Consider the following 20,894-nt stretch of genomic DNA (forward strand, 5'->3'; position numbering starts at 1 on the left):
CTTTTGTTTCCTTCTTTTTGGCCATATTTAACCAGCCCTTTCAGATCTGATCTCCTATACCTGACTGACCATTTTCAGCCCAGGATAAAAACATGACAACAGGACTTCGATCATACCGGCCACGCTACCTCACACTTGCCACAGCAATCGTATCTGCGGCACTCAGTGCGAATACTTATGCCTGGTATTCCCCCAAAGGAGCCGTGCCCGAAGAAAAACTCGAGCGAGTGGCTCGCGACTGGACTCGAGAGCAGGTTGATACTGCGGTTGTATCGAGTTTTATGAAAATTCCATCAACAAATCCAGCTGTGAATGCGACCGTTAGTGAAGGGTGTGCGTCTATACAGTTCGTGCGTCATAAATTACGCAGTGGCCCTGACAACGCTGCTGAGGCGGATGCAGCCTTGTTGATGATGCCCGGTGTAATCGAAGGTGCAAACGGATTCCACTACATTGCGCGCAATATGATTTATAAGGCGGCTATGCAACATGGCATTAGCCTTGAGGTGTGGGCAGTCGATCGTCGCTCAAATTGTCTGGAAGACCTGACGGGCGTTAATGCGGCTGAAGGTCTGACTGACGTCAGTGAAGCGGAAGACGTCATGATTGGTTATTACTACGAGGGCAAAGAAGTCGACGGCAAGATATTTGAAGGATTCAAGACGTCCCGCGATCTTGAGGAAGTCGTCGATTACGGCCTCGCCATGGCCACTGACGATATGTTCGCTGTGATGGAATATATGATTCCGGATCAGGCTACGCGTAAAGAAAAAGTCTTTGTCGGTGGTCACTCATTGGGTGGCCTGCACACCTCGACCTTCCTTGCCTGGGATCGGGACGGCGACAGAAGCACTCTCGATGATGCAGGTTATATGAATACGGCAGGGGCATTTGGTTTCGATACCTCGTTGCGTCCAGTGTATGCCAGCACTGAAGAGGATATGGTCGAATCAACCACCATGATCAGTTTGTCGGACTGGCTGGGAATTCAGCAGGAGGACGACGAAGCGGATCAGGCTGAGAGTTACGCAAACACGGTCAACCTTCTGCGTGACAACTATCTGCCACGTACATTAGCTGTCGAGGGTGCCTTTAACGCAGAGATTCTTGCCCTGCCAGAAGCCATGGCCCTACTTGCTGGTATAGCCCCAGAAGAAGAGAGCATGGCTCTTCAGCGGTTGCCACGTTCGCTGACGTTGAGAACACTTTTGGCTCTGGTACACAGTCGGGATATCAACGATTTCTTTTATAAGCCAAGCATTGATGACTTTCGCTACACCAACGAGGCCCTGGTCGGTCTGATCTTTGATGATAACTCAACCGTTCTGCCATTTATCAGCACCTCCCTTGGGTTCTTCGAAGGCGGTGGTATGGAAGAGCGCAAGGGCATTGCTGATCTGGTGGGGTCGATCGTACCAATTCTGGGTACCGGCGGCGGTGACGTTATTCCAACGCCTTATATCGCGACAGATGCTGGACCTTATCGCTGGCGTACGGGGGAAGGGCCGCTGTACGGCTGGGCCGACTTCGATGAGGTCGCGAGTAATTCAGACACCGAACATCAGGACGAGAACGGCGAGATTACCTTCACGAGCCGTCGTTCAGAAACCTCAGATATGGATGACTTCGTAGAGGCGCTCTACGCCGGTGAAACCAACCTGACTGAATGGTATTTCCCGACGCGTTTGTTGCTGGACCTGACTATGGCGGCACCTTATGACTTTGCCGAGAATTATGGCATGTATCTCTATCACCGTGATGGGGCAGCTAACGTTCCAAAAATTGAGTTTATCGCTGAAGAGGGCATCGGTGCCGACCCAGTTGGTGGTCAAGGTACGGACGACCCGATCGTTCTTGAGGGAATGAACCATCTGGACCCGATGTTCGCAGTGGCAAATGCGAGCGCGACGCACCCCAATCCGGTCATCGACAGCCTGCTGGATTTTGTCGAAAGCAACCTGAACTCATCTCGTCGATAATCGACCAAAGCGACACGTCCCGTAGGTGAAAACGGGGCGTGTCGCCACACAAAACCCTGTTACAATGAACGTCCTCAGTTCAGTCACGCCCAACGACCAGACAGACAAGGACGCCATGTTTCGCTTATACCATTCCAACGATCTTGAAGTCCTGAAAGAGCTCCTGCTCAACGAGATCCGTCAAAACCCACCCGGTGTTTTTGATTCAGAGCAGATACTCGTTCAGTCACAGGGCATGGCACACTGGCTCAAGCTTCAATTGGCCGACGGCCTCGGAGTAGCGGCTCAGGTCGATTTTCCTCTGCCATCGGCCTACGTCTGGAAGGTATTCAATACGCTCAAACCTGAGCTGCCCGAGCGTTCGCACTTTGAGAAACAGGCCATGGCATGGAAGTTAATGCGCCTTCTACCGGGGCTGAAAGATGAACCTGAGTGTGAAGGTATTGCCCGTTACCTCAAGAACGACCCTGATGGCCTGCGCTGCTATGAACTTGCTCATAAAATAGCCGACGTTTTTGACCAGTATCTGGTGTATCGCCCCGACTGGCTGCTTAACTGGGAAAAGGGCATAGACGGGATCGATGACAGTGATGTATCGGTTCATCCCTGGCAGCCGCGGGTCTGGCGAGCGCTGGTGGCTGACAGTCGGGCGTTGGGGAATAGCCTCGAGCACCGCGCCCGGCTGACGACCTCATTAGCGTCCATCGTTGCTGAAAATGGGCATCGCTTAAACGCTATGCCACAACGCTTATTTGTATTTGGTATCGCAGCTTTACCCGGTGGTTACTGGGATGTTCTTAATGCGATTTCTGGTCATATCGATGTGCATTTCTTCCTGTTGAATCCTTGTCGTAATTTCTGGGGAGATATTGTCAGTGACCGACAGAAAGCCTGGATTCTGAAGACCAACCCAGATGCGGAGAATTACCTAGAGCGTGGTAACCCGTTACTGGCCAGCTGGGGGCGTCTTGGTAAAGATTTTCTGACGCTTGTGCACGAAACCTCAGATGAAGGTCAGTTACAGGACGTTGAAGCGTTTACAGAGATTGAGCGAACAAGCCTACTGAAGCATATTCAGGCAGATCTGTTAGACCTCCGGGATGGTCAATCAGCGGCCTATCAACCAGCAGCTTTAAAAAGTAGCCGCTTCAAATCATCAATATCTAAGAACGATGAGAGTCTGAGGGTAGTCTCGGGGCACAGCCCGTTGCGGGAAGTTCAACGCCTGCATGACCAGCTCCTGTTCTGGTTCAACGACAACCCATCGCTTAAACCTCGCGACGTTGTGGTGATGGTGCCCGATATCGACCAGTACGCCCCCTATATCGATGCTGTATTCGCCAGCGCGCCCGAAGGTCATCGTGTTCCGTGGGCGATTGCAGATCAGTCGCAGGTTCAGGAGAACCCGCTACTCGATAGCGTCGTGTCTCTGATGAGTTTATTTGATAGCCGGTTGCAACTGACCGATGTGCTTGATTGGTTGGACGTGCCCGCCATACGTCGTCGGTTCAGCATTGAAGAGGGCGATCTCGAGGGCGTGCGTGAATGGCTTGATAACGCAGGTGTTCGCTGGGGGTTAGACAGTGATCACCGCAGTGACCTTGGTTTTCCTGCCTTTGGTCAGAACAGCTGGCGCAAAGGTTTGCGTCAGTTATTGTTAGGGTTAATGCTGCCCACCGATGCTACAGCGCATCAGGGCGAAGATTGGCCAGTGTTTGGCGTAGAAGGTGGAGCAGCTGAGCTTCTTGGCCAGCTGATCCAGTTAATCGAAACTCTTGATCATTGGCGCGGCTATCAGTCTGAAACGCATACGGTAGAAGAATGGATGACCGCCATTCCTGAATTACTGGATGATTTTTATGAACCCGACCTTGATGAAGGTGTTCAGCTTCAGCGGGTCCGCGATGCTATTCAGCGTTGGGCAGAAGAACTCAGTGATGCAGCGTACGACGAAGCCTTATCACCTCAGGTAGTGCGCAGCTGGTTTCAGGAACATCTCGGTCAACAAGGTGGCTGGCAGCGTTTTCTGGCTGGTCCGGTGAACTTCTGTACTTTAATGCCGATGCGATCAATCCCATTTAAAGCTGTGTGCTTATTGGGAATGAACGATCAGGATTATCCGCGTCAGGTGACTCCGGTCGGTTTTGATTTAATGGTGCAGGGGCGAGCGCGTCGGGGAGATCGTTCCCGACGTGAAGACGACCGTTACCTCGTTCTTGAGGCACTGTGTTCTGCGCAGGAGAATTTCTACATCAGTTACCGCGGACGCGATGCCCGGGAAAATCACGAGTTGCAACCTTCGGTTCTGATCAGCGAACTTCTTGATTACATCTGTGATGCATATTGCCTTGAAGGTGATGAAAAACTACCTGCACGAGAGAGCCGGGAGCGGCTGCGCAACTGGTTAACCGAAGAACTCCCATTGCAGCCGTTTAATCGCCATACCTATGAGCCAGAGCAAGCCAATGCTGTAGCCGGTTACCATAAACTGTGGGCTGATGTTGCAAACGCTGATCACAGTCAGGCGGAGAATCGGCCATTTTATCGTCAACCTGTTTCCATACCGGAAGGCTTTAATCGTCGCCAGGTACTCTGGAGTGATGTGAAAGAGTCCTTGTTGAAACCGGCCGATTTCTTTCTGAAACGCCGGTTAAAGTTGCAGCCTGATCTGTACATGACACAGTCCCGTAACGAAGAAACTTTTCATCCTGACGCGCTCGAAAATAGTGTGTTAAAGCACCGTTGGATGCAGGATAAATTAACGGCTAGCGGCGAGTCGGACACACCTGACTTTGCTTTTCGTGAGCAGGCATTGGGCAGTCTCCCAGTCAATGCGTTGGGCGATATATACGTCAGTCGGGTTGAAAATGAATTGGCGCCCTTACTGGAAGGGGTTAAGCGTTTTGCATCAGGGCCTGCAGAGAGTGGTGCTCTGACATTAACGATTGATGATCCGAAACTCTCAGGCGGCGAAAATGAGGCCATTGATATCAGCGGTGAATACGGCCAGTGCTGGAATCGCCAGCTGGTGTACTGGAGAGCCGGAGATTTACGTGGTGAGCATTTGCTGAACTTATGGCTCGACCTGGTGTTCGCGGCGGCCGCACAGCCGGGGCTGGTGGATATGGCGGTGATTGTCGGCGGTAAAAAGAAAACTGAAGAATTTATATTTGACGCACCCTCACAGGATGAAGCCATTCAGTACGTACGTCACTGCCTCGATCACTACTTTGCCAGCTGGACTGCGCCGCAGGACGCTGTCCCCGGGGTACAGTGGACGCTATTACACACCGATGATGCAAAGAAAATGGATACGCTGAAAAAACAGGCGGATAACGAATTTTCGGCATTTAACCGAACAGCAATGCAGCGCTGTTATCCAAACCTGGCAGAGACTCTCCTATCTGGTGGCCTGGAAGACTGGCTGGAAACACACCGTTGGATCTGGGCGCTTCCCGAACAATGTTTGCAGCAGGAGGCCGAAGCGTGAATAAACTCGACCTTCATACATTTCCACTTTATGGGCAGTCGCTGATTGAAGCCAGTGCAGGCACAGGGAAAACCTACACGATTAATCAGTTATATCGTCGTGCCGTACTGGGGCATGGAATTAACCAGAAGCTTGATTGCACTCAGATTCTGGTGGTGACCTTTACTAATGCCGCTGCGGAAGAATTACGCGGCCGGATTCGTGCTGGCTTACGTGATGCCTTTGAGAATTTATTGGCTGCAGAGCAGGGGGTAATGCCTGACCCTGACATTCAGCGTTGGGTTAACGAACTACAAACCGATAAGGTCTCTTCTGAAGCACTTATAAAAGAGCTTCAGACCTGGTTGCAGCTAAACCTCGCCCAGATGGACGAGTCCTCTATCTGTACCATCCATAAATTCTGCGCAAAGATGTTGAAACGCTACGCATTCGACAGTGGTGTAGCGTTTAACCAGGCGTTAGAAGTAGAAGGTGAAGAATATCTTCGCCGCGCCTGTGAAGATATATGGCGCCAGCTGTGCTATCCACAGAATCGGGACGTGCTCGAGTTTCTGACATCAGGTTTCTCTGATCCTGATTCCCTGTTCAGGTATTTCCGCAGCTGGATGAATAAACCTGGCGTGCGCACTAAGCCGGATATCAAAGAGGACTTTGACGTGCTCTGGGGGCGTTTAAAGCAAACGTTCGAAGATGCTAAAAACCTTTGGTTTTTCCTTGGGCATGACAACATCGTTAAAGAGATCATGTCGGCTGATATCGATAAGCGCAGTTACAGCAGTAAGAATTTTCCTAATTGGTTGCAGCAGGCCGGAGACTACTTCGCAGCAGGGCAGGCTTTGCCTATTCCGGCCAATCTGAACCGTTTCGGTTCAGTCATGCTCAGTGAAAAAACGAAAACGGGTGAGCCGCCACGTCATAAGCTATTTGAGAAAATTGATGAGCTGATCGAACTTGAAAGAACACTCAGGCAATCTCAGGAGCTGACCTGGTTTCGTTCTATTTACGACCGTTACATCGACCTTCTTGAGCAAGCGGCGGTTGTCACCAGTAATGATCTTCAGCGCCTTCTTGATAGTGCTCTGCAGTCTGAACAGGGCGAAGAGCTGGCAGCGCAGATCCGAAGATTGCACCCGATTGCAATGATCGATGAATTTCAGGACACCGATCCGGTTCAGTATCGAATCTTCAGTCGTATATATCAGTCTTCTGAGGTCAATGAGTCGGCTGCCGTAAATAACACGGATGATCAGCATGGCCTGATTATGATCGGTGATCCTAAGCAGGCGATTTATGGGTTTCGTGGTGGTGACATCTTTACCTATATGGCCGCGAGTAAACGAGTTGATGAGAGTCGGCGCTTTACACTGGATACTAACTATCGCAGTGATAGTCACCTGATTCATGCGGTGAATGCACTCTGGCAGAATCACGACAAGCCTTTCGTCTTTGATGACGCAATTCAGTTTTACCCGGTACAGGCCGGCGGCCATCACGATAAAAAGGCTCCCCATTGGCAGCAGAATATCCCGACAGAAGCGTTACAACTTTGGGTCGGTGACGATCTGGAAGAATCGAAACCAGAAGCTCAGCAACGAATAGCCACTGAGTGTGCTTCTCAGATTGGCGCTCTAATGTCGGGTGCCGCCAGTTTCCCGGTTAATGGTAAAAAGAATGCGAAAGGAAAGCCGGTTGAGGCCGGCGATATTGCCGTATTGGTTTTCTCCCGGTCACAGGCAAAGATTATTCGGGATGCGTTGACCCGAGAAGGTATTGGCAGTGTTTATCTGACGCGCGACAGCGTACTTGATTCTGTAGAAGCCTGGGACCTGTTAGCAATGCTTGAAGCCATTGCTCATCCCGGCAATGAAACCAGTGTGCGTCGGGCAATAGCTACCTCAATCTGGGGAGCAACAGCCGATGATCTGGTGCAAATGCAGGATGATGAAAATATCTGGGAATCTCAGCTTGCCAGCATGCACGAGTATCACCAGATATGGCAACGCCGGGGTGTGATGGCGATGCTGATGCAATGGCTCGAAGATGATGAGCGTGCAGTACGCCTGCGCAAAATGGAAAACGGTGAGCGCACTCTGACCAATATTCTCCACCTCGGGGAAATGCTCCAGGCACAAAGTCGTAAACTTCGTGGCCATCAGGCTTTGATTCGCTGGTTCAGTGAGCGCATTGATCCGGAGTCTGATCGTGGAGAAGAAGCTCAGCTCCGCCTTGAAACCGACTCACGCCTGGTCAATATTGTCACCATTCATAAATCGAAGGGGCTTGAATATCCTTTTGTATTTCTTCCGTACCTCTGGGCCGACAGTGCCAGGCCCAGACGCCAGAATACAGAAACGATTTACTTTAATGGTCGTGAGCTGGTACGCGATCTTGCACCGGATGATAAAGCAAAAGAATTGCAGGCTCGCGATACATTAGCCGAGCAGATGCGGCTCTTATACGTTGCTTTAACACGGGCGAAATTCGGCTGTTATATGTGGCTGGCGAGTGTGCAGACAGGCGCCAAAAATAAACGTGCGCCGATCTGGCTTGATTCTGCATTGGGTGAGTTATTAAGCAATGGTGGACGTATTGCCGATATCGCTGACGTAGATATTGACGGTATGTTTATCGGTGAGCTACCAGAGTGGCGGGTAGCCGGTCAGGCCGAACTTAATGTCCCACCTCCGCCGGTTGTTCCGGCAATCAATAAAGCGCGTTGGCGCGACCACTGGCGGGTGGGAAGTTACAGCCAGCTGGCTGCCCACTCTGCAAATTCTGCCGCCCACAGTGTTGAAGCGGCAGCGGCAGATTTAGGGTATTACTTTGACTGGGAGGCAGGTGTCACAGATGTCTCTTCAGTATCCGATGGCGAATTGCCGCTGGCTTTGCGTTTCCCGAAAGGTGCCAATCCGGGGACCTGTTTGCACGCAATTTTTGAACACTGGGATTTCCACGATAAAGAGGCTCTGCTTGATGTGTGCAAAGAGCAGCTGAATCTCTATGGCCTGCAGGAGCAGCCCGTCGACGAGGTGTCAGACTGGATTGAAAGTATCGTGAGTCAACCATTGGCACTTTACGATACAACTCTCACACTGAAAGACATTGAGCCATCGTCACGGTTGGATGAAATGGAATTTTATCTACCCGTGGGCCAGCTATCGGCGTCGGATATTGATGCTTTGTTAGGAGGTGATCAACGCTTCAGCTTTGAACCTTTAACCGGCTATCTGAAAGGTTTTATCGATCTTATTTTTGAGTGGCAGGGCCGTTATTACGTCGCCGACTATAAATCGAACCATCTGGGTGATCATTGGCGTAATTATGTGCCCTCGGTATTGCGCGATTCGATGCGTGACCACAGATACGATCTGCAGTCCTGGATTTATATGCTGGCACTTGATCAATTGCTTAGCCGTCGATTGCCTGATTATCAGCCGCAAAAGCACTTAGGTGGCAGTGTGTATTTCTACCTCCGTGGTATGGGAAGTCATTTCTGTAAAAGCGATCACAATACAGACCCTGATGCCGGCGTCTGCTTCACGCCCGTGAGTGTTGAATCTCTGCGCCAGTGGCGAAAAGCGATATTGCCAGAGCAAGCGCAGGAGGTTGCCCCATGAGCACCGATTACTTAAAGCTCTGGTCAGAAAGCGATCTTATCCGTGCGATTGATTATCAGCTGGCTCGTCAGGCAGTGGAGTGGGAGTCCAGATACGGTACAACCTCTCCACAAGACCAGCAGGCCTTAATATTGACGGCCTGTGCCGTAAGTTATGTCCTCGGCCGCGGACAGGTCTGCCTCGAATTATCAGCCTGGCCAAAAGCATTGGCTGTATCGCCTGAGCATCTACCGACGACTGACCAACTGACGCGCTGTCAGACTGTTTCTATCGCAACGTCAGAAGCAGATACATCAGCACTGTTTGTCGTTCAGGGTGAGCGGGTCTACCTGAACCGGTATTTCCGATATGAGCAGTCGGTGCTGGAGCAGATACGTCAGCGCGTCAGCCCGGAAGGCATGCCGGCCAGTAAGGCGCTGGCGACGACGTTGCGAAAACTGTTTCCAGCCCCGGAAGCGGATATCGACTGGCAGGCTATTGCAGCCGCAACGGCCTGTGTTCAGCCGCTGTGTGTGATTACTGGAGGCCCCGGCACAGGAAAAACGACCACGGTGACTCGTTTGCTGAGTGCCTTGTTGAGTGAAAACCCGGATCTACGGGTTGCCCTGGCCGCGCCGACCGGTAAAGCTGCGGCACGCATGACAGAATCCATCCGCCAGGCCCGTGAGCGCGGTGGACTGCCGCATGCCGATGGTATTCCCTCGGTTAGTTTTACTCTGCATCGTCTGCTTGGCTGGAGCCCGCGAGGCTTTCGCTACCACCATGAACGTTACCTTCCGTATGACTGCATCGTGGTCGATGAAGCGTCCATGATTGATTTGCCAATGATGGCTCATCTGCTGAGTGCACTGGCTCCAAAGACACGTCTTATTCTTCTGGGGGACCGTGACCAGCTCGCATCGGTTGAGGCTGGGAGTGTGCTTGCCGATTTGTGCGACGCCGGTACAGAACACGGTATTACCGACGCTTTTGCCGCGCGACTGGGGGCGTTAACGGGGTACGACATGAGCGCCGTTATCGAAGCAGAATGTTCAATTATGCAGAATGCGATGGTCCAGTTGCGTAAATCCCATCGATTTGGTGAACACAGCGGTATTGGCGCTCTGGCGCGTGCGGTGAATCAGGGGGCCGTTCAACAAGCTGATCAGGTGTTAGAGGACCCGGCTTTTGCTGATGCAGTGCGCTTAGCGGCAGATTCTGAAGAGTGGCAGGCGCACGTTGTTGAGGGTTATCGTCAGTATTGTCGCCTGATAGAAGACGGCGCCTCGCCAGAGTGGATTCTAGATGCGTTCGACCAGTTTCAGGTATTGGTGGCATTGCGCAGTGGACCAGTCGGGGTTGAAGAAACTAATCGACGAATTGAACGTCTGCTTAACAGAGCTGGTTTATTGTCAGACACCAGCCAGCTTTGGTATCCGGGGCGCGCAATCATGATTACCCGCAATGATTATGATGTCGGCCTGTACAATGGGGATATCGGCATTATGCTCAGGCATGAAGGGCAGGAGCGTGTTGTATTCCGCGATGCGGAGGGCGGCTTACGTTTCCTCTCGCCGGGTCGTCTGCCTAATCACGAGACGGCATTCGCCATGACGGTACACAAAAGCCAGGGGTCTGAGTTTTCTGCTGTGATGCTTCTCTTACCCGAAAAATGGCAGCAGGTAATTACGCGGGAGTTGGTCTATACGGCCATTACCCGAGCGAGAAAACAATTCTGGTGTCAGGTAGGGAACGCCTGCTGGCAACAGGCTTTGAATTCCAGAACAGAAAGAGCAAGCGGCCTTAGAGACGCGCTCTGGAGCAATAACGACGCACTATGAATGACAGTCGAAAAACAGAAGATAATGCGCAACAGAACGCATTAACAGGATCGCAGAAAAAAGCGCAGAAAAAGGCGCAGAAAAAGTATCCCAAGCATGTTCGTCATCGGGCTAAAACTCCCTTGTGGCTGAAGCTGCCGCTGATACTCGTTGCGGTTCTGGTCAGTATTTACCTGCTGGTGTTTGTTGCCGCTCCTTTCTTTGCGCTGCGCTACGTCGAGCAATGGTATGCCGAGCAGGGAGAAGGGCAGTCGCTTCTTATTGGTGGTTGGACGCTGTCACCCTTCACCGGCGAAGTCGAGCTGCGGGACGTCAGTGCGGTCTATCCCGTTAAGGATTCAGAGGCAGAGGTCGGCGCTGATTTTATCGGTATTAACGTCAACCTCTCTGCGTTGCTCGATCAGACAATCCATATTCAATCCGTGGGTGTGAGCGGATTAAAGTTTCGCGGAAAGCAATCCGAGGAGGGGCTCTCCCTGGCGGGTATCACTCTGCCGGGCTCTGACCAGGCTGAAGAAGCAACGCCTGACAACGGTGAAGTAGCCAATGAGTCGGGCGATCAGGAGAGTGAGCAGGCGAGCGATCAGACAGGCAGCTCCGGGCCTCTTCCTGAAGGCTGGTCACTCCGGGTCGACGATATATCGCTCACAGATGACTTGATTCAGTGGCAGCAAGCCGGGCTGGCAGTCACCGTTGAATTAAGTGAGTTATCGACGGGCTTGTTCAATTCGGCAACCGACGATGCAACGCCTCTCACTTTAGATGTCACTCTGCGCGAGCTGAGTGTTGCCATCGGCGAGGAATCTCTGGTATTGCGTTCCCCAGTCACGCTCCGCCTTCAGGCAGAGGCTCAGAAGGTGTTAACCCAACCAAATATTTCGGGTGATATATCGCTGACTGCACTGGCACTCGATGCACCGGGTATTGAAGGCGTGGAATTCAATGCGCTGGATATCAAAGGTGCATCTTTCAATCTGGGCGAAAGTGGTATGACCGCAGGTCTCAGATCTTTACTACTGAAAAATGTGCAGGCTCAGTTACCGGATGATGAGAAAGCGCAACTGGACCAGTTAATGCTGAGCCAGGTGAGCTGGCGCGCCAGTGAAGATGACGTCTTGATTAAAGAACTTTCACTCGAAGGCTTCAGTGGCAACCTGGCCGGGTTCCCGGAGTTATCGCTTGCGGCCTTTACTACTTCAGAAGTCAGAGTCGAAGGACTCTCTACTCAGCCTGTTGCTGATATTGGCCGTGCCGCACTCGAAACCTTAAGGGCACGTCACTCTGAAGCGGGTGTTCTGCAACTGGGTGACCTGACGGTTATCGGCGTTCAGGCAAATGCAGATGAGCAGAAAGTATCCTCTCTGGAACTGAATGCACTGAGCGTGACACCTCCGGGTGAAGAAGTGTCGCTGGCGTCATTAGCGCATTATCAGATCACCGAAATAACGGCGACCCCGTCGGGTTTTGCTTCAGGAATACATCAGTTTTATGGGCTGGTGTCTAACGTGACCCGCCTTGCAGACGGCAGCATTAAAGGTGTTCCTCAAGCTGAGGCAGAGGCAACTCCTGAGTCTGGCTCTGGTACAGATTCGTCCGCCACTGAAGATACGACGGATGAGACAGCTGCCGAAGCGGTGCCTTTCAGAGTTCAGATTGCCGGCATTCAGTTGCTGACAGAGGGCGATGATATACCCGCTACAACCTTCAACTGGACCGATGAAGCGGTAACACCGACGGTAAATACCAGCGGTAAAGTACTGGAGCTTTCGACGGGTGAAATCGACACCGAGCAGCTCGAAAGTGGTGTTGACCTGACATTGTTGCTTGCTCTGGATACCTACAACCGTATCCGTGCCAGCGGAAAAATGGGCGTGAAAGGGGATTATCCAGAGGGCAAGCTTGAGGTCGATATCGACCAGCTCAACCTGGTCGATTTCAACCCTTACCTCGTCGACGCAATGGGTTATCGACTTAAAAAAGGCATGTTAGGCGTTGACTCAATCATCAGTATTACCGACGGTCAGCTCGGAGGTAATGTGCTGATTAAGCTGCAGAACAGCAAGTTTGAGCCCGCAGATGAAGAAACTATCGACCGCCTGAGCAAACAGATATCCATGCCGGTTGAAACGGCACTGTCAGTGCTGAAAGACGACAACAACAATATCCGCATCGACGTACCGCTATCGGGCGACATCACTCAGCCGGATGTGGGCATTAACGATGTCATTAATCAGGTGAGTCGCAAGGCACTGCGTACCGCGACCCTCTACTATCTGAAGCAGTCTCTCGTGCCATACGGTCAGTTGATCAGTATTGCATCCCTCGCGGGCGATCAGTTGTTTGCGATCCGTCTCAATGACCTCAACTATGAGCCGCAGCAACTGGAGTTGAATGAAGAGCATATTGCCTATCTGGATACCGTGGCTGAGATGATGTCGAACAAGCCAGAGCTGGAATTACAGGCTTGCCCGGTCGCTAGTGAGCAGGAAGTTGCGGCATGGGGTGACGCTTGGTACAGCGAGGCCGTTAAGCGCGGTGCGGCCGTGAAAGCCTATCTGGCAGAGAAGCAGGACAAAAACGATAAGTCGTTATCGGGCCGGGTTACGGTCTGTGCGCCTCAGAAAGGAGACAAGCCAGAGGTTATTCTCGGCGTCTAGTGCAGGTTGCAGAATGCTTGTGGCGCTATCTTGCTGATTCGTATGCAATTTCTTCAGAAAGGGTTGCGTAATGCGAAGCGCCTGAGTAATATACGCACCACTTCAGGACTATAGCTCAGTTGGTTAGAGCGCTACCTTGACATGGTAGAGGTCCCCAGTTCAAATCTGGGTAGTCCTACCAGAATTTAAAAAGCCGCTGCAGTAATGCAGCGGTTTTTTTGTTTCTCTTCTTAATTACTCTTCTTAACTACTCTGCTATCCGCGATAAAGGCCAGGCCAGCAAAGCCTAAAGGGCTTCTATACTCCGAGTAAGTGGGCAGCCATAACCAGTTCTTCAACGCGTTCTTCCAGTGCGTTGGCGATATCAATACGCTCGAATCGTGACAGAGTGTCTGCGTTGCCCAAAGCTAACGCATTGAGATGCAGGCACGGGGTGAGCTGATCAAAGTCTCTGAGGTCGCCACGTTTTACCACCGGAAGAAATGGGCCACGGAGTTGTTTGCGAACGAGCTGAAAGGCGGTTTCCAGTGGCAGTGTTTTCGACATCTGGTTTCTTAATCTGAGATTGACGCCAACACCATCGGGCGTCGGGTGCAGTAATAACCCCGTCGCTTTTACCGATTTTTCTGGAATGTGAGAGTAGGTGGCCGTGAAGTCGGCGGGGTCAGGAAGTATGACCACTGAGGTCTTGGTGAAGTAAGTATCGTAATCAGAGTAGACCTGGCGAAGGGCTGGGCTATAAACGGGAAGAAATTCACTGAGGTTCAGAAGAAACTGCTTGCCGAGTTCCTTCGCCCTCATTTCCTCCAGCGACCAGTGAAGGTCTGCTGTAATTGCCAGTTTCCTTTCTCGTAACCCTGCCACCGGGAGACCTTGTGTCAAAATAATGGCTCATTCTTACCCATTACTCAGTCAATTGGAAGGGGCTTTGTCCTGATGGGAGAGACTTAATGCTGGATTGGAACCAGGACTAAGACCAGGGCCAGGCCACTACTATCGGTAGTGGCCTGAATGGTCAATATTTCGGGTCAGTTAATAGTCAGGCGGCGCTGAGACTCCTGCTGCACTTTTTTCGGTAAAGTCAGTTGCAGGACGCCATCTTTATACTCCGCTGCGGACCTTTCAATATCGACGTCCTGAGGCAGCTCGAAGCTACGGGATACCGAACCGTAATAGCGTTCGCTGTGCAGCATGCGTTGATCATCTGACGTACTGTCTTTCTGTTTTATTTCTGCCTTAATCGACACCTGAGCGCCGTCGATATCAACATGAATATCCTCTTTTGATACGCCGGGTATATCGGCATGTATCAGGTAATTTTCACCAGCATCCGTGACATCGACCTTCACACTTCTGGGTAATGCATCGCCATGAAGCGGTTTTACGTAAAAGCCTGAGGCAACATCGCGGAACAGGTCATCAAACAGAGTTGAACGATTCATTAAATGAGTCATAGAAGTTTCTCCACACCAAATAAAACACTCGTGCGCATCGCGCAATTAAAGGTTTCGCCTGGCGGATGAAGCACTCCCGGGATCGTGCTTTTCCGTTCGGTTACTTCTTATATAAGGCAGGATTTTTAAGTTCCAAGAGGGGCAATGCAAAAAAGTTGATACAGATCAGTGGTGCACTGCTTGTCACTAATCTGAAATCCTTCTGTCACGGATTTGCCAGATGACTGTCACCGGATGGTAAGCGTTCGTTCTTAATGTGTTGGTGAATTTTATCAACTAAACGCATTAAAGGTTTAATCATGAAAGTGTGGAAACTTACAGCACTGGCAGCCATGGTCGCAGGTCTCTCTGCATGTGGCGGTGAAGACGGAAATGATGGCGCTCAAGGGCCAGCAGGCCCTCAGGGCCCCCAAGGTGAGCAAGGCGAGCAGGGCGAGCAAGCACCATCGAACGAAGATAACTCCATGTCGATCAGCATTCTGCACATGAATGATCATCACTCACACCTTGAAGCTGAGTCATTTGGGTTTGATGTGTCCGAGCTGGGGCTTGAAACAGGTGCCGAAGGTGGAGCCATTGCAGAAGTGGATGTCACTTACGGCGGCTTTCCTATGATGGTTAGCCTGTTCAACAGCCTTGAGATGCAGTCAGACAATGTTCTGAAGCTGCATTCAGGTGATGCCATTACCGGTACGCTGTATTACTCGTTGTTCAAAGGTCGCGCTGACGCCGACATGATGAACCAGATCTGCTTTGATGCGTTTGCCCTTGGTAACCACGAGTTTGATGATGGCGATACGGGTCTGGCGAACTTCCTTGATTCTCTCAATTCCTCTGCGTGTGTGACGCCAACACTGGCAGCGAACGTTAACCCTGCTGAAAACTCAGCCATTGCCGAAGGCTACATTGAGCCTTACACCATCGTTGAGCGCGAAGGTCAGCAAATTGGCATCATCGGCATCGACATTGCCGGTAAAACGAAGAACTCATCAAGCCCGGATGACGGCACGACCTTCTCTGACGAAACCACAACGGCTCAGCAGTACATTGATGAACTGACTGGCATGGGTGTGAATAAAATCATCCTGATGACCCACTATCAGTACGCCAATGATCTCGAACTGGCCGCAGCACTTAATGGCGTTGACGTGATTGTTGGTGGAGATTCTCATACCTTGCTAGGCGATGAGACCTTCTCACAGCTGGGCTTTAATACACAGGGTGAATACCCAACGGTTGTCACCGATGCCGGTGGTAATACCGTTTGTGTGGTTCAGGCGTGGGAATACGCTCACCTGATGGGCAAGCTGGATGTCGACTTCGATACCGACGGCAATGTCACAGCATGTGCTGGCCAGCCCTATATGCCGATCAGTACCACCTTCGAGTATGAGTACAACGAAGAAGAAACCCGCACTCTTACTGGTGCAGATGTCACTCGTGTGACCACTGCTCTCACAAAAGAAGACGAGATCGTTGCCATCCGCCCAGATGCGACCACTCAGGCTATTCTGGATGTATACGATGAAGACGTCGATGTGCTGAAACAGACAGTGATTGGTACTAACGCAGAAGACCTGTGCCTTGAGCGAATTCCGGGACAGGGGCGCTCTACGATTTGTGATAGCTCAGCGACCTACGAAAACGGTTCTGATATTTCAAACGTGGTTGCTAAGGCCTTCTTGACGGTGACGCCAACTGCGGATATTGCCATTCAGAATGGCGGTGGTGTTCGTGTGGATCTGGCCGCCGGTGACGTCACCATTGCTGACGCTTTCACATTGCTGCCTTTCTCTAACACCCTGGTGATTCTTGATATGACAGGCCAGCAGATTATCGACGTCCTCGAAGATGCCCTGGCTAACTTCCTCGATAACGACGGTTCAAGTGGTTCGTATCCATACGCGTCCGGCTTGCGCTATGACATTGATGCTTCACAGGCAGAAGGTAGCCGTGTCAGCAATGTCGAGGTGAACTCGCAGGTTGCAGGCACCTGGGCTGCCATTAACCCAGCAGCAACCTATCGCGTAGTCACCAACGACTTCATCGCGTCAGGTCAGGATGGCTACACCACCTTCAGCGTACCGTTTGATGCAGGTAACTATGAAGATACCTACACCGAATACGCGCAGGGCTTTATCAACTATGTTGAGGCACTGACAGAAGACGGTCAGCAGGTTCAGAAGCTACCGATCGAAGAGTATTCTACCCAGCTCTTTATTGATGCCGATGGCTGTAACCACAGCACCGGCGCTGGCTGTGTACCGCGTTAAGCGCTGATTCACATCAGTAGCAACAGACGGGAGCCTCGGCTCCCGTTTGTGGGAGTGAATTACCTCTTCTCTTTGTGGGAGCGAATCAGCCGAAGGCTATTCGCGATTACGAAACCCCCAGTATTACACAACCGACGCTACTTACCCCCTGTAGGAGGGGAGCTTCTCCCCGACACGCACGCTCTTCCCGTTACGACTCCTCCCTCCATGTAGGAGCGCTTCAGCCAGCTTGTCTGGCTATGCGCGAAATCTTCAGAGCCGCGCCTTCTGATATCTGGACTGGAATCACCTTGAGTGAGCAAATTACCTCTTCTCTCTGTGGGAGCGAATCAGCCGAAGGCTATTCGCGATTAGGGCATATCCGGCTCTGTACTATTCTCGCTAATCATCATCTGTAGGAGGGAAGCTTCTTCCCGACATCTTCACCACAAAAATCAATAACAGATGCTAACTCTAAACCCCCGGTGGGTCACATTCCCTGTATGAGCAAATCAGTTGTTTTCTATGTGGGAGAGAATCAGCCGAAGGCTATTCGCGAAACCTTCCGAGATTTACCTTCTGATGGTTGGACTTGAAACACCTATTGTCTTGCGTGATCAGGTTGTTGCCTTCTCTGTGAGAGCGAACCAGTTGTTTTCTATGTGGGAGTGAATCAGCCGAAGGCTATTCGCGATTACGAAATCCCCGGTATTGCACGACCGACGCTAATTACCCCCTGTAGGAGGGGAGCTTCTCCCCGACCCAATCCCACACATGCACCTCACCTCCACACCCGGTATACTCGGTCTATCAAGGCAGAGGAAGCCATCTACACCGCAACAAGCCCTCAGCCATCCCTAACAAAAAACGAAGCAGTACACATGAGCCTAACCCAGCAAGAACTCATCAATCAGGATCAGATCAACAAAGCCCTCTGGAACGCCTGCGATACCTTCCGCGGCACCATCAGCGCCGACACCTACAAAGACTTCATCCTGACCATGCTGTTCCTCAAGTACATCTCAGACGTATGGCAGGATCACTACGACGGCTACAAGGCAGAATACGGCGACGAGCCAGAACTCATCGACGAGATGATGAAAAACGAGCGCTTCGTACTGCCTAAGTCCGCCAGCTTCTATGCGTTGCATGAACGCCGCCACGAGCCCGGCAACGGCGAGCGCATTGATCAGGCACTGCACGCCATCGAAGAAGCCAACGGCACCAAGCTCAAAGACGCCGGTAAAAGCGTGTTCCAGGACATCTCCTTCAACACCGACCGCCTCGGTGAAGAAAAACAGAAGAACACCATCCTGCGCCACCTGATGGAAGACTTCGCCAAAGACGACCTCAACCTCAAGCCCAGTCGCGTCGGCACACTCGATGTCATCGGTAATGCCTACGAATACCTGATTAAAAACTTCGCCGCCAGCGGTGGCCAGAAAGCCGGTGAGTTTTATACACCACCCGAAGTCTCAGACCTGATGGCCGAACTGCTCAACCCACAACCGGGCGACAGCATCTGCGACCCGGCCTGTGGTTCTGGCTCTCTGTTGATGAAATGTGGCCGCAAAGTCGTCGCCAACCACGGCAGTAAGGAATACGCCCTCTATGGGCAAGAAGCCATCGGCTCGACCTGGTCGCTGGCAAAAATGAACATGTTCCTGCACGGTGAAGACAACCACAAAATCGAGTGGGGCGACACCATCCGTAACCCCAAATTACTAGACAAAAACGGCGATCTGATACTGTTTGATATCGTGACTGCCAACCCGCCGTTCAGCCTTGATAAATGGGGCCACGACGAAGCCGAGCACGACAAGTTCAGCCGCTTCCGCAGGGGCGTACCGCCAAAAACCAAAGGCGACTACGCCTTTATCCTGCACATGATTGAAACCCTGAAACCCGCATCGAAAGGGAATAAGGGCGGACGTATGGGCGTGGTCGTACCACACGGCGTACTGTTCCGTGGCTCCAGCGAAGGCAAAATCCGCAAACAACTCATCGACGAAAACCTGCTTGATGCTGTGATCGGCCTGCCAGAGAAGCTGTTTTACGGCACCGGCATACCAGGCGCGATCCTGATTTTTAAAACGAACAAAACCGAAGAAGCCGTCACCTTTATCGACGCCAGCCGTGAGTTCAAACCCGGTAAAAACCAGAACCTGCTCACCCAAGAGAACATTGCCAAAATCGTCGAGACCTATTACTTAGGCACCGACGTTGATAAGTACGCCTACGTCGCCAGCCTCGAAGAGATTAAAGAGAACGACTACAACCTCAATATCCCGCGCTACGTCGATACCTTTGAAGAAGAGGAAGAAATCGACCTGATGGCCGTGCGTGCGGAGCGCGAGCAACTGAAAGCTCAACTGAGCGAGCTGGAAACTGAGATGGCTAAGTATCTGGAGGAGTTGGGTTATGGTGCCTGAGGGGTGGACCAAGGCTGCGATAAAAGAATTTGGTCATGTCTCCGCCGGAAGGCAGAGATCTCCAAATTTCACCGAGGGAGTTGTTCGTCCGTACTTGCGAGTGGCTAACGTATATGAAGCTTTTATCGACACCAGCGATATCAATGAGATGCCGTTTACTGATATAGAGTTTGAGCGTTATAAGCTAGAGCCCGGTGATATACTCTTGAACGAAGGGCAAAGTACCGAATTGGTTGGTAGGCCTGCTATGTATCAAGGAGAGCCTGCTAACTGTTGTTTCCAGAATACCTTGGTGCGCTTCAAAGCTGGCGACCGAGTTAATGCAAACTACGCACTTCAGCGATTCCTCCAGTGTTTATATGATGGGACGTTCCAATCAATATCAAAGAAGACTACATCTATAGCTCACTTGGGCGTATCTAGATTTGCTGACCTAAAATTGGCATGGCCGCCACTCCCCGAACAAAAGAAAATCGCCCAAATTCTCTCCACCTGGGACAAGGTCATTACCACCACTGAACAACTGCTCGCTAACAGCCAGCAGCAGAAGAAAGCCCTGATGCAACAATTGCTCACCGGCAAGAAGCGTCTGCTGGATGATAATGGGGTTAGGTTTGGGGAGGAGTGGAAGTGGCTTAAGGCGAGCGAACTATTCAAGACTGTATCAACCAAGAACAATTCGGATACTGAAGAACTATTAGCAGTAACTCAAGATCAAGGGGTTTTGCCACGCTCTCTTCTTGAAAGGCGAGTTGTGATGCCTGATGGTTCAACAAAAGGCTACAAATTGGTGGTGCCGGGCAACTTCATAATTAGCCTACGATCATTCCAAGGCGGCTTGGAATATTCAAATTATCGAGGTCTTGTAAGCCCTGCGTATACTGTCTTAGAACCAATCAAAGAGATTGACGATGAGTTCTTCAAACATTACTACAAGTCTTATGATTTTATCGGACATCTTGCAGTAGCAGTAATTGGAATTCGTGATGGCAAACAGATTAGTTATAGCGACTTCTCATTTTTAAGAATTCCGTACCCTAGTTTGGAAGAGCAACAAAAAATCGCCACTGTACTCTCCTGTGCCGATCAGGAAATCACCGCCTTGCAACAGAAGCTCGATGCCTTTAAGCAAGAGAAAAAAGCCCTGATGCAGCAGCTGCTAACGGGCAAGCGCCGCGTTCAAATTAACTAAA

At 51.4% G+C, this 20,894-nt stretch carries 10 protein-coding genes and 1 tRNA gene; 9 read left to right on the forward strand and 2 right to left on the reverse strand.

The features are described 5' to 3' along the window. Window positions 1-92: 92 nt before the first annotated feature. The 6 genes from B3007_RS04670 to B3007_RS04695 all read left to right on the forward strand — a co-directional run bounded on the left by B3007_RS04670 (window position 93) and on the right by B3007_RS04695 (window position 13,744). A complete protein-coding gene (locus B3007_RS04670) occupies window positions 93-1,979 on the forward strand; it encodes a hypothetical protein (RefSeq protein ID WP_076514694.1) in 1,887 nt (628 codons plus the stop codon). Between the two features lie 115 nt (window positions 1,980-2,094). Continuing rightward, entirely contained in the window at window positions 2,095-5,469 is a 3,375-nt protein-coding gene (gene recC / locus B3007_RS04675; protein WP_301378518.1) for an exodeoxyribonuclease V subunit gamma, read from the forward strand. Further along, the gene (gene recB / locus B3007_RS04680; RefSeq protein ID WP_301378520.1) at window positions 5,466-9,086 is read left to right on the forward strand and encodes an exodeoxyribonuclease V subunit beta; all 3,621 of its coding nucleotides are present in this window, start codon (window positions 5,466-5,468) and stop codon (window positions 9,084-9,086) included. The genes recC and recB overlap by 4 nt, the downstream gene beginning before the upstream one ends. Next, complete coding sequence (recD, locus tag B3007_RS04685; RefSeq protein ID WP_301391010.1) at window positions 9,083-10,906, forward strand: exodeoxyribonuclease V subunit alpha; 1,824 nt, start codon at window positions 9,083-9,085, stop codon at window positions 10,904-10,906. Before recB ends, recD begins: the two co-directional genes overlap by 4 nt. Beyond that, a complete protein-coding gene (locus tag B3007_RS04690; RefSeq protein WP_301378526.1) occupies window positions 10,903-13,563 on the forward strand; it encodes a DUF748 domain-containing protein in 2,661 nt (886 codons plus the stop codon). The genes recD and B3007_RS04690 overlap by 4 nt, the downstream gene beginning before the upstream one ends. 104 nt (window positions 13,564-13,667) lie before the next feature. Next, a tRNA-Val gene (locus B3007_RS04695) sits at window positions 13,668-13,744 on the forward strand. Between the two features lie 116 nt (window positions 13,745-13,860). On the opposite strand, the gene B3007_RS04700 is transcribed toward B3007_RS04695, so the two are convergent. Both B3007_RS04700 and B3007_RS04705 read right to left on the reverse strand, forming a co-directional pair. Continuing rightward, window positions 13,861-14,445: a hypothetical protein gene (locus B3007_RS04700; RefSeq protein ID WP_301378528.1), complete on the reverse strand. Its 585-nt coding sequence runs from the start codon at window positions 14,443-14,445 to the stop codon at window positions 13,861-13,863. 146 nt (window positions 14,446-14,591) lie between these two features. Next, window positions 14,592-15,017, reverse strand: a complete 426-nt coding sequence (locus B3007_RS04705) for an Hsp20/alpha crystallin family protein (RefSeq protein ID WP_301378530.1) — start codon at window positions 15,015-15,017, stop codon at window positions 14,592-14,594. A gap of 299 nt (window positions 15,018-15,316) precedes the next feature. Between B3007_RS04705 and B3007_RS04710 the strand changes: the two genes are divergently transcribed. The 3 genes from B3007_RS04710 (at window position 15,317) to B3007_RS04720 (ending at window position 20,893) form a co-directional block, all read left to right on the forward strand. After that, window positions 15,317-17,290 (forward strand): bifunctional metallophosphatase/5'-nucleotidase, encoded by a 1,974-nt coding sequence (locus B3007_RS04710; protein WP_301378532.1) that lies wholly within the window; start codon window positions 15,317-15,319, stop codon window positions 17,288-17,290. Window positions 17,291-18,150: 860 nt separating this feature from the next. Next, window positions 18,151-19,701 (forward strand): type I restriction-modification system subunit M, encoded by a 1,551-nt coding sequence (locus tag B3007_RS04715; protein WP_301378533.1) that lies wholly within the window; start codon window positions 18,151-18,153, stop codon window positions 19,699-19,701. Then, complete coding sequence (locus tag B3007_RS04720) at window positions 19,691-20,893, forward strand: restriction endonuclease subunit S (protein WP_297533073.1); 1,203 nt, start codon at window positions 19,691-19,693, stop codon at window positions 20,891-20,893. Before B3007_RS04715 ends, B3007_RS04720 begins: the two co-directional genes overlap by 11 nt. The last annotated feature ends 1 nt before the right edge of the window (window position 20,894 follow it).

It is taken from the genome of Thalassolituus sp. UBA675 (assembly GCF_002297765.1).
In the GTDB taxonomy this organism is placed as follows: domain Bacteria; phylum Pseudomonadota; class Gammaproteobacteria; order Pseudomonadales; family Oceanobacteraceae; genus Thalassolituus.

What these genes read in the sequence shown, in the direction of transcription:
- B3007_RS04670 (WP_076514694.1), top strand. Translation starts at nt 93, where the DNA reads ATGACAACAGGACTTCGATCATACCGGCCACGCTACCTCACACTTGCC.
- recC (WP_301378518.1), top strand. Translation starts at nt 2,095, where the DNA reads ATGTTTCGCTTATACCATTCCAACGATCTTGAAGTCCTGAAAGAGCTC.
- recD (WP_301391010.1), top strand. Translation starts at nt 9,083, where the DNA reads ATGAGCACCGATTACTTAAAGCTCTGGTCAGAAAGCGATCTTATCCGT.
- B3007_RS04690 (WP_301378526.1), top strand. Translation starts at nt 10,903, where the DNA reads ATGAATGACAGTCGAAAAACAGAAGATAATGCGCAACAGAACGCATTA.
- B3007_RS04705 (WP_301378530.1), bottom strand. Translation starts at nt 15,017, where the DNA reads ATGACTCATTTAATGAATCGTTCAACTCTGTTTGATGACCTGTTCCGC.
- B3007_RS04710 (WP_301378532.1), top strand. Translation starts at nt 15,317, where the DNA reads ATGAAAGTGTGGAAACTTACAGCACTGGCAGCCATGGTCGCAGGTCTC.
- B3007_RS04715 (WP_301378533.1), top strand. Translation starts at nt 18,151, where the DNA reads ATGAGCCTAACCCAGCAAGAACTCATCAATCAGGATCAGATCAACAAA.
- B3007_RS04720 (WP_297533073.1), top strand. Translation starts at nt 19,691, where the DNA reads ATGGTGCCTGAGGGGTGGACCAAGGCTGCGATAAAAGAATTTGGTCAT.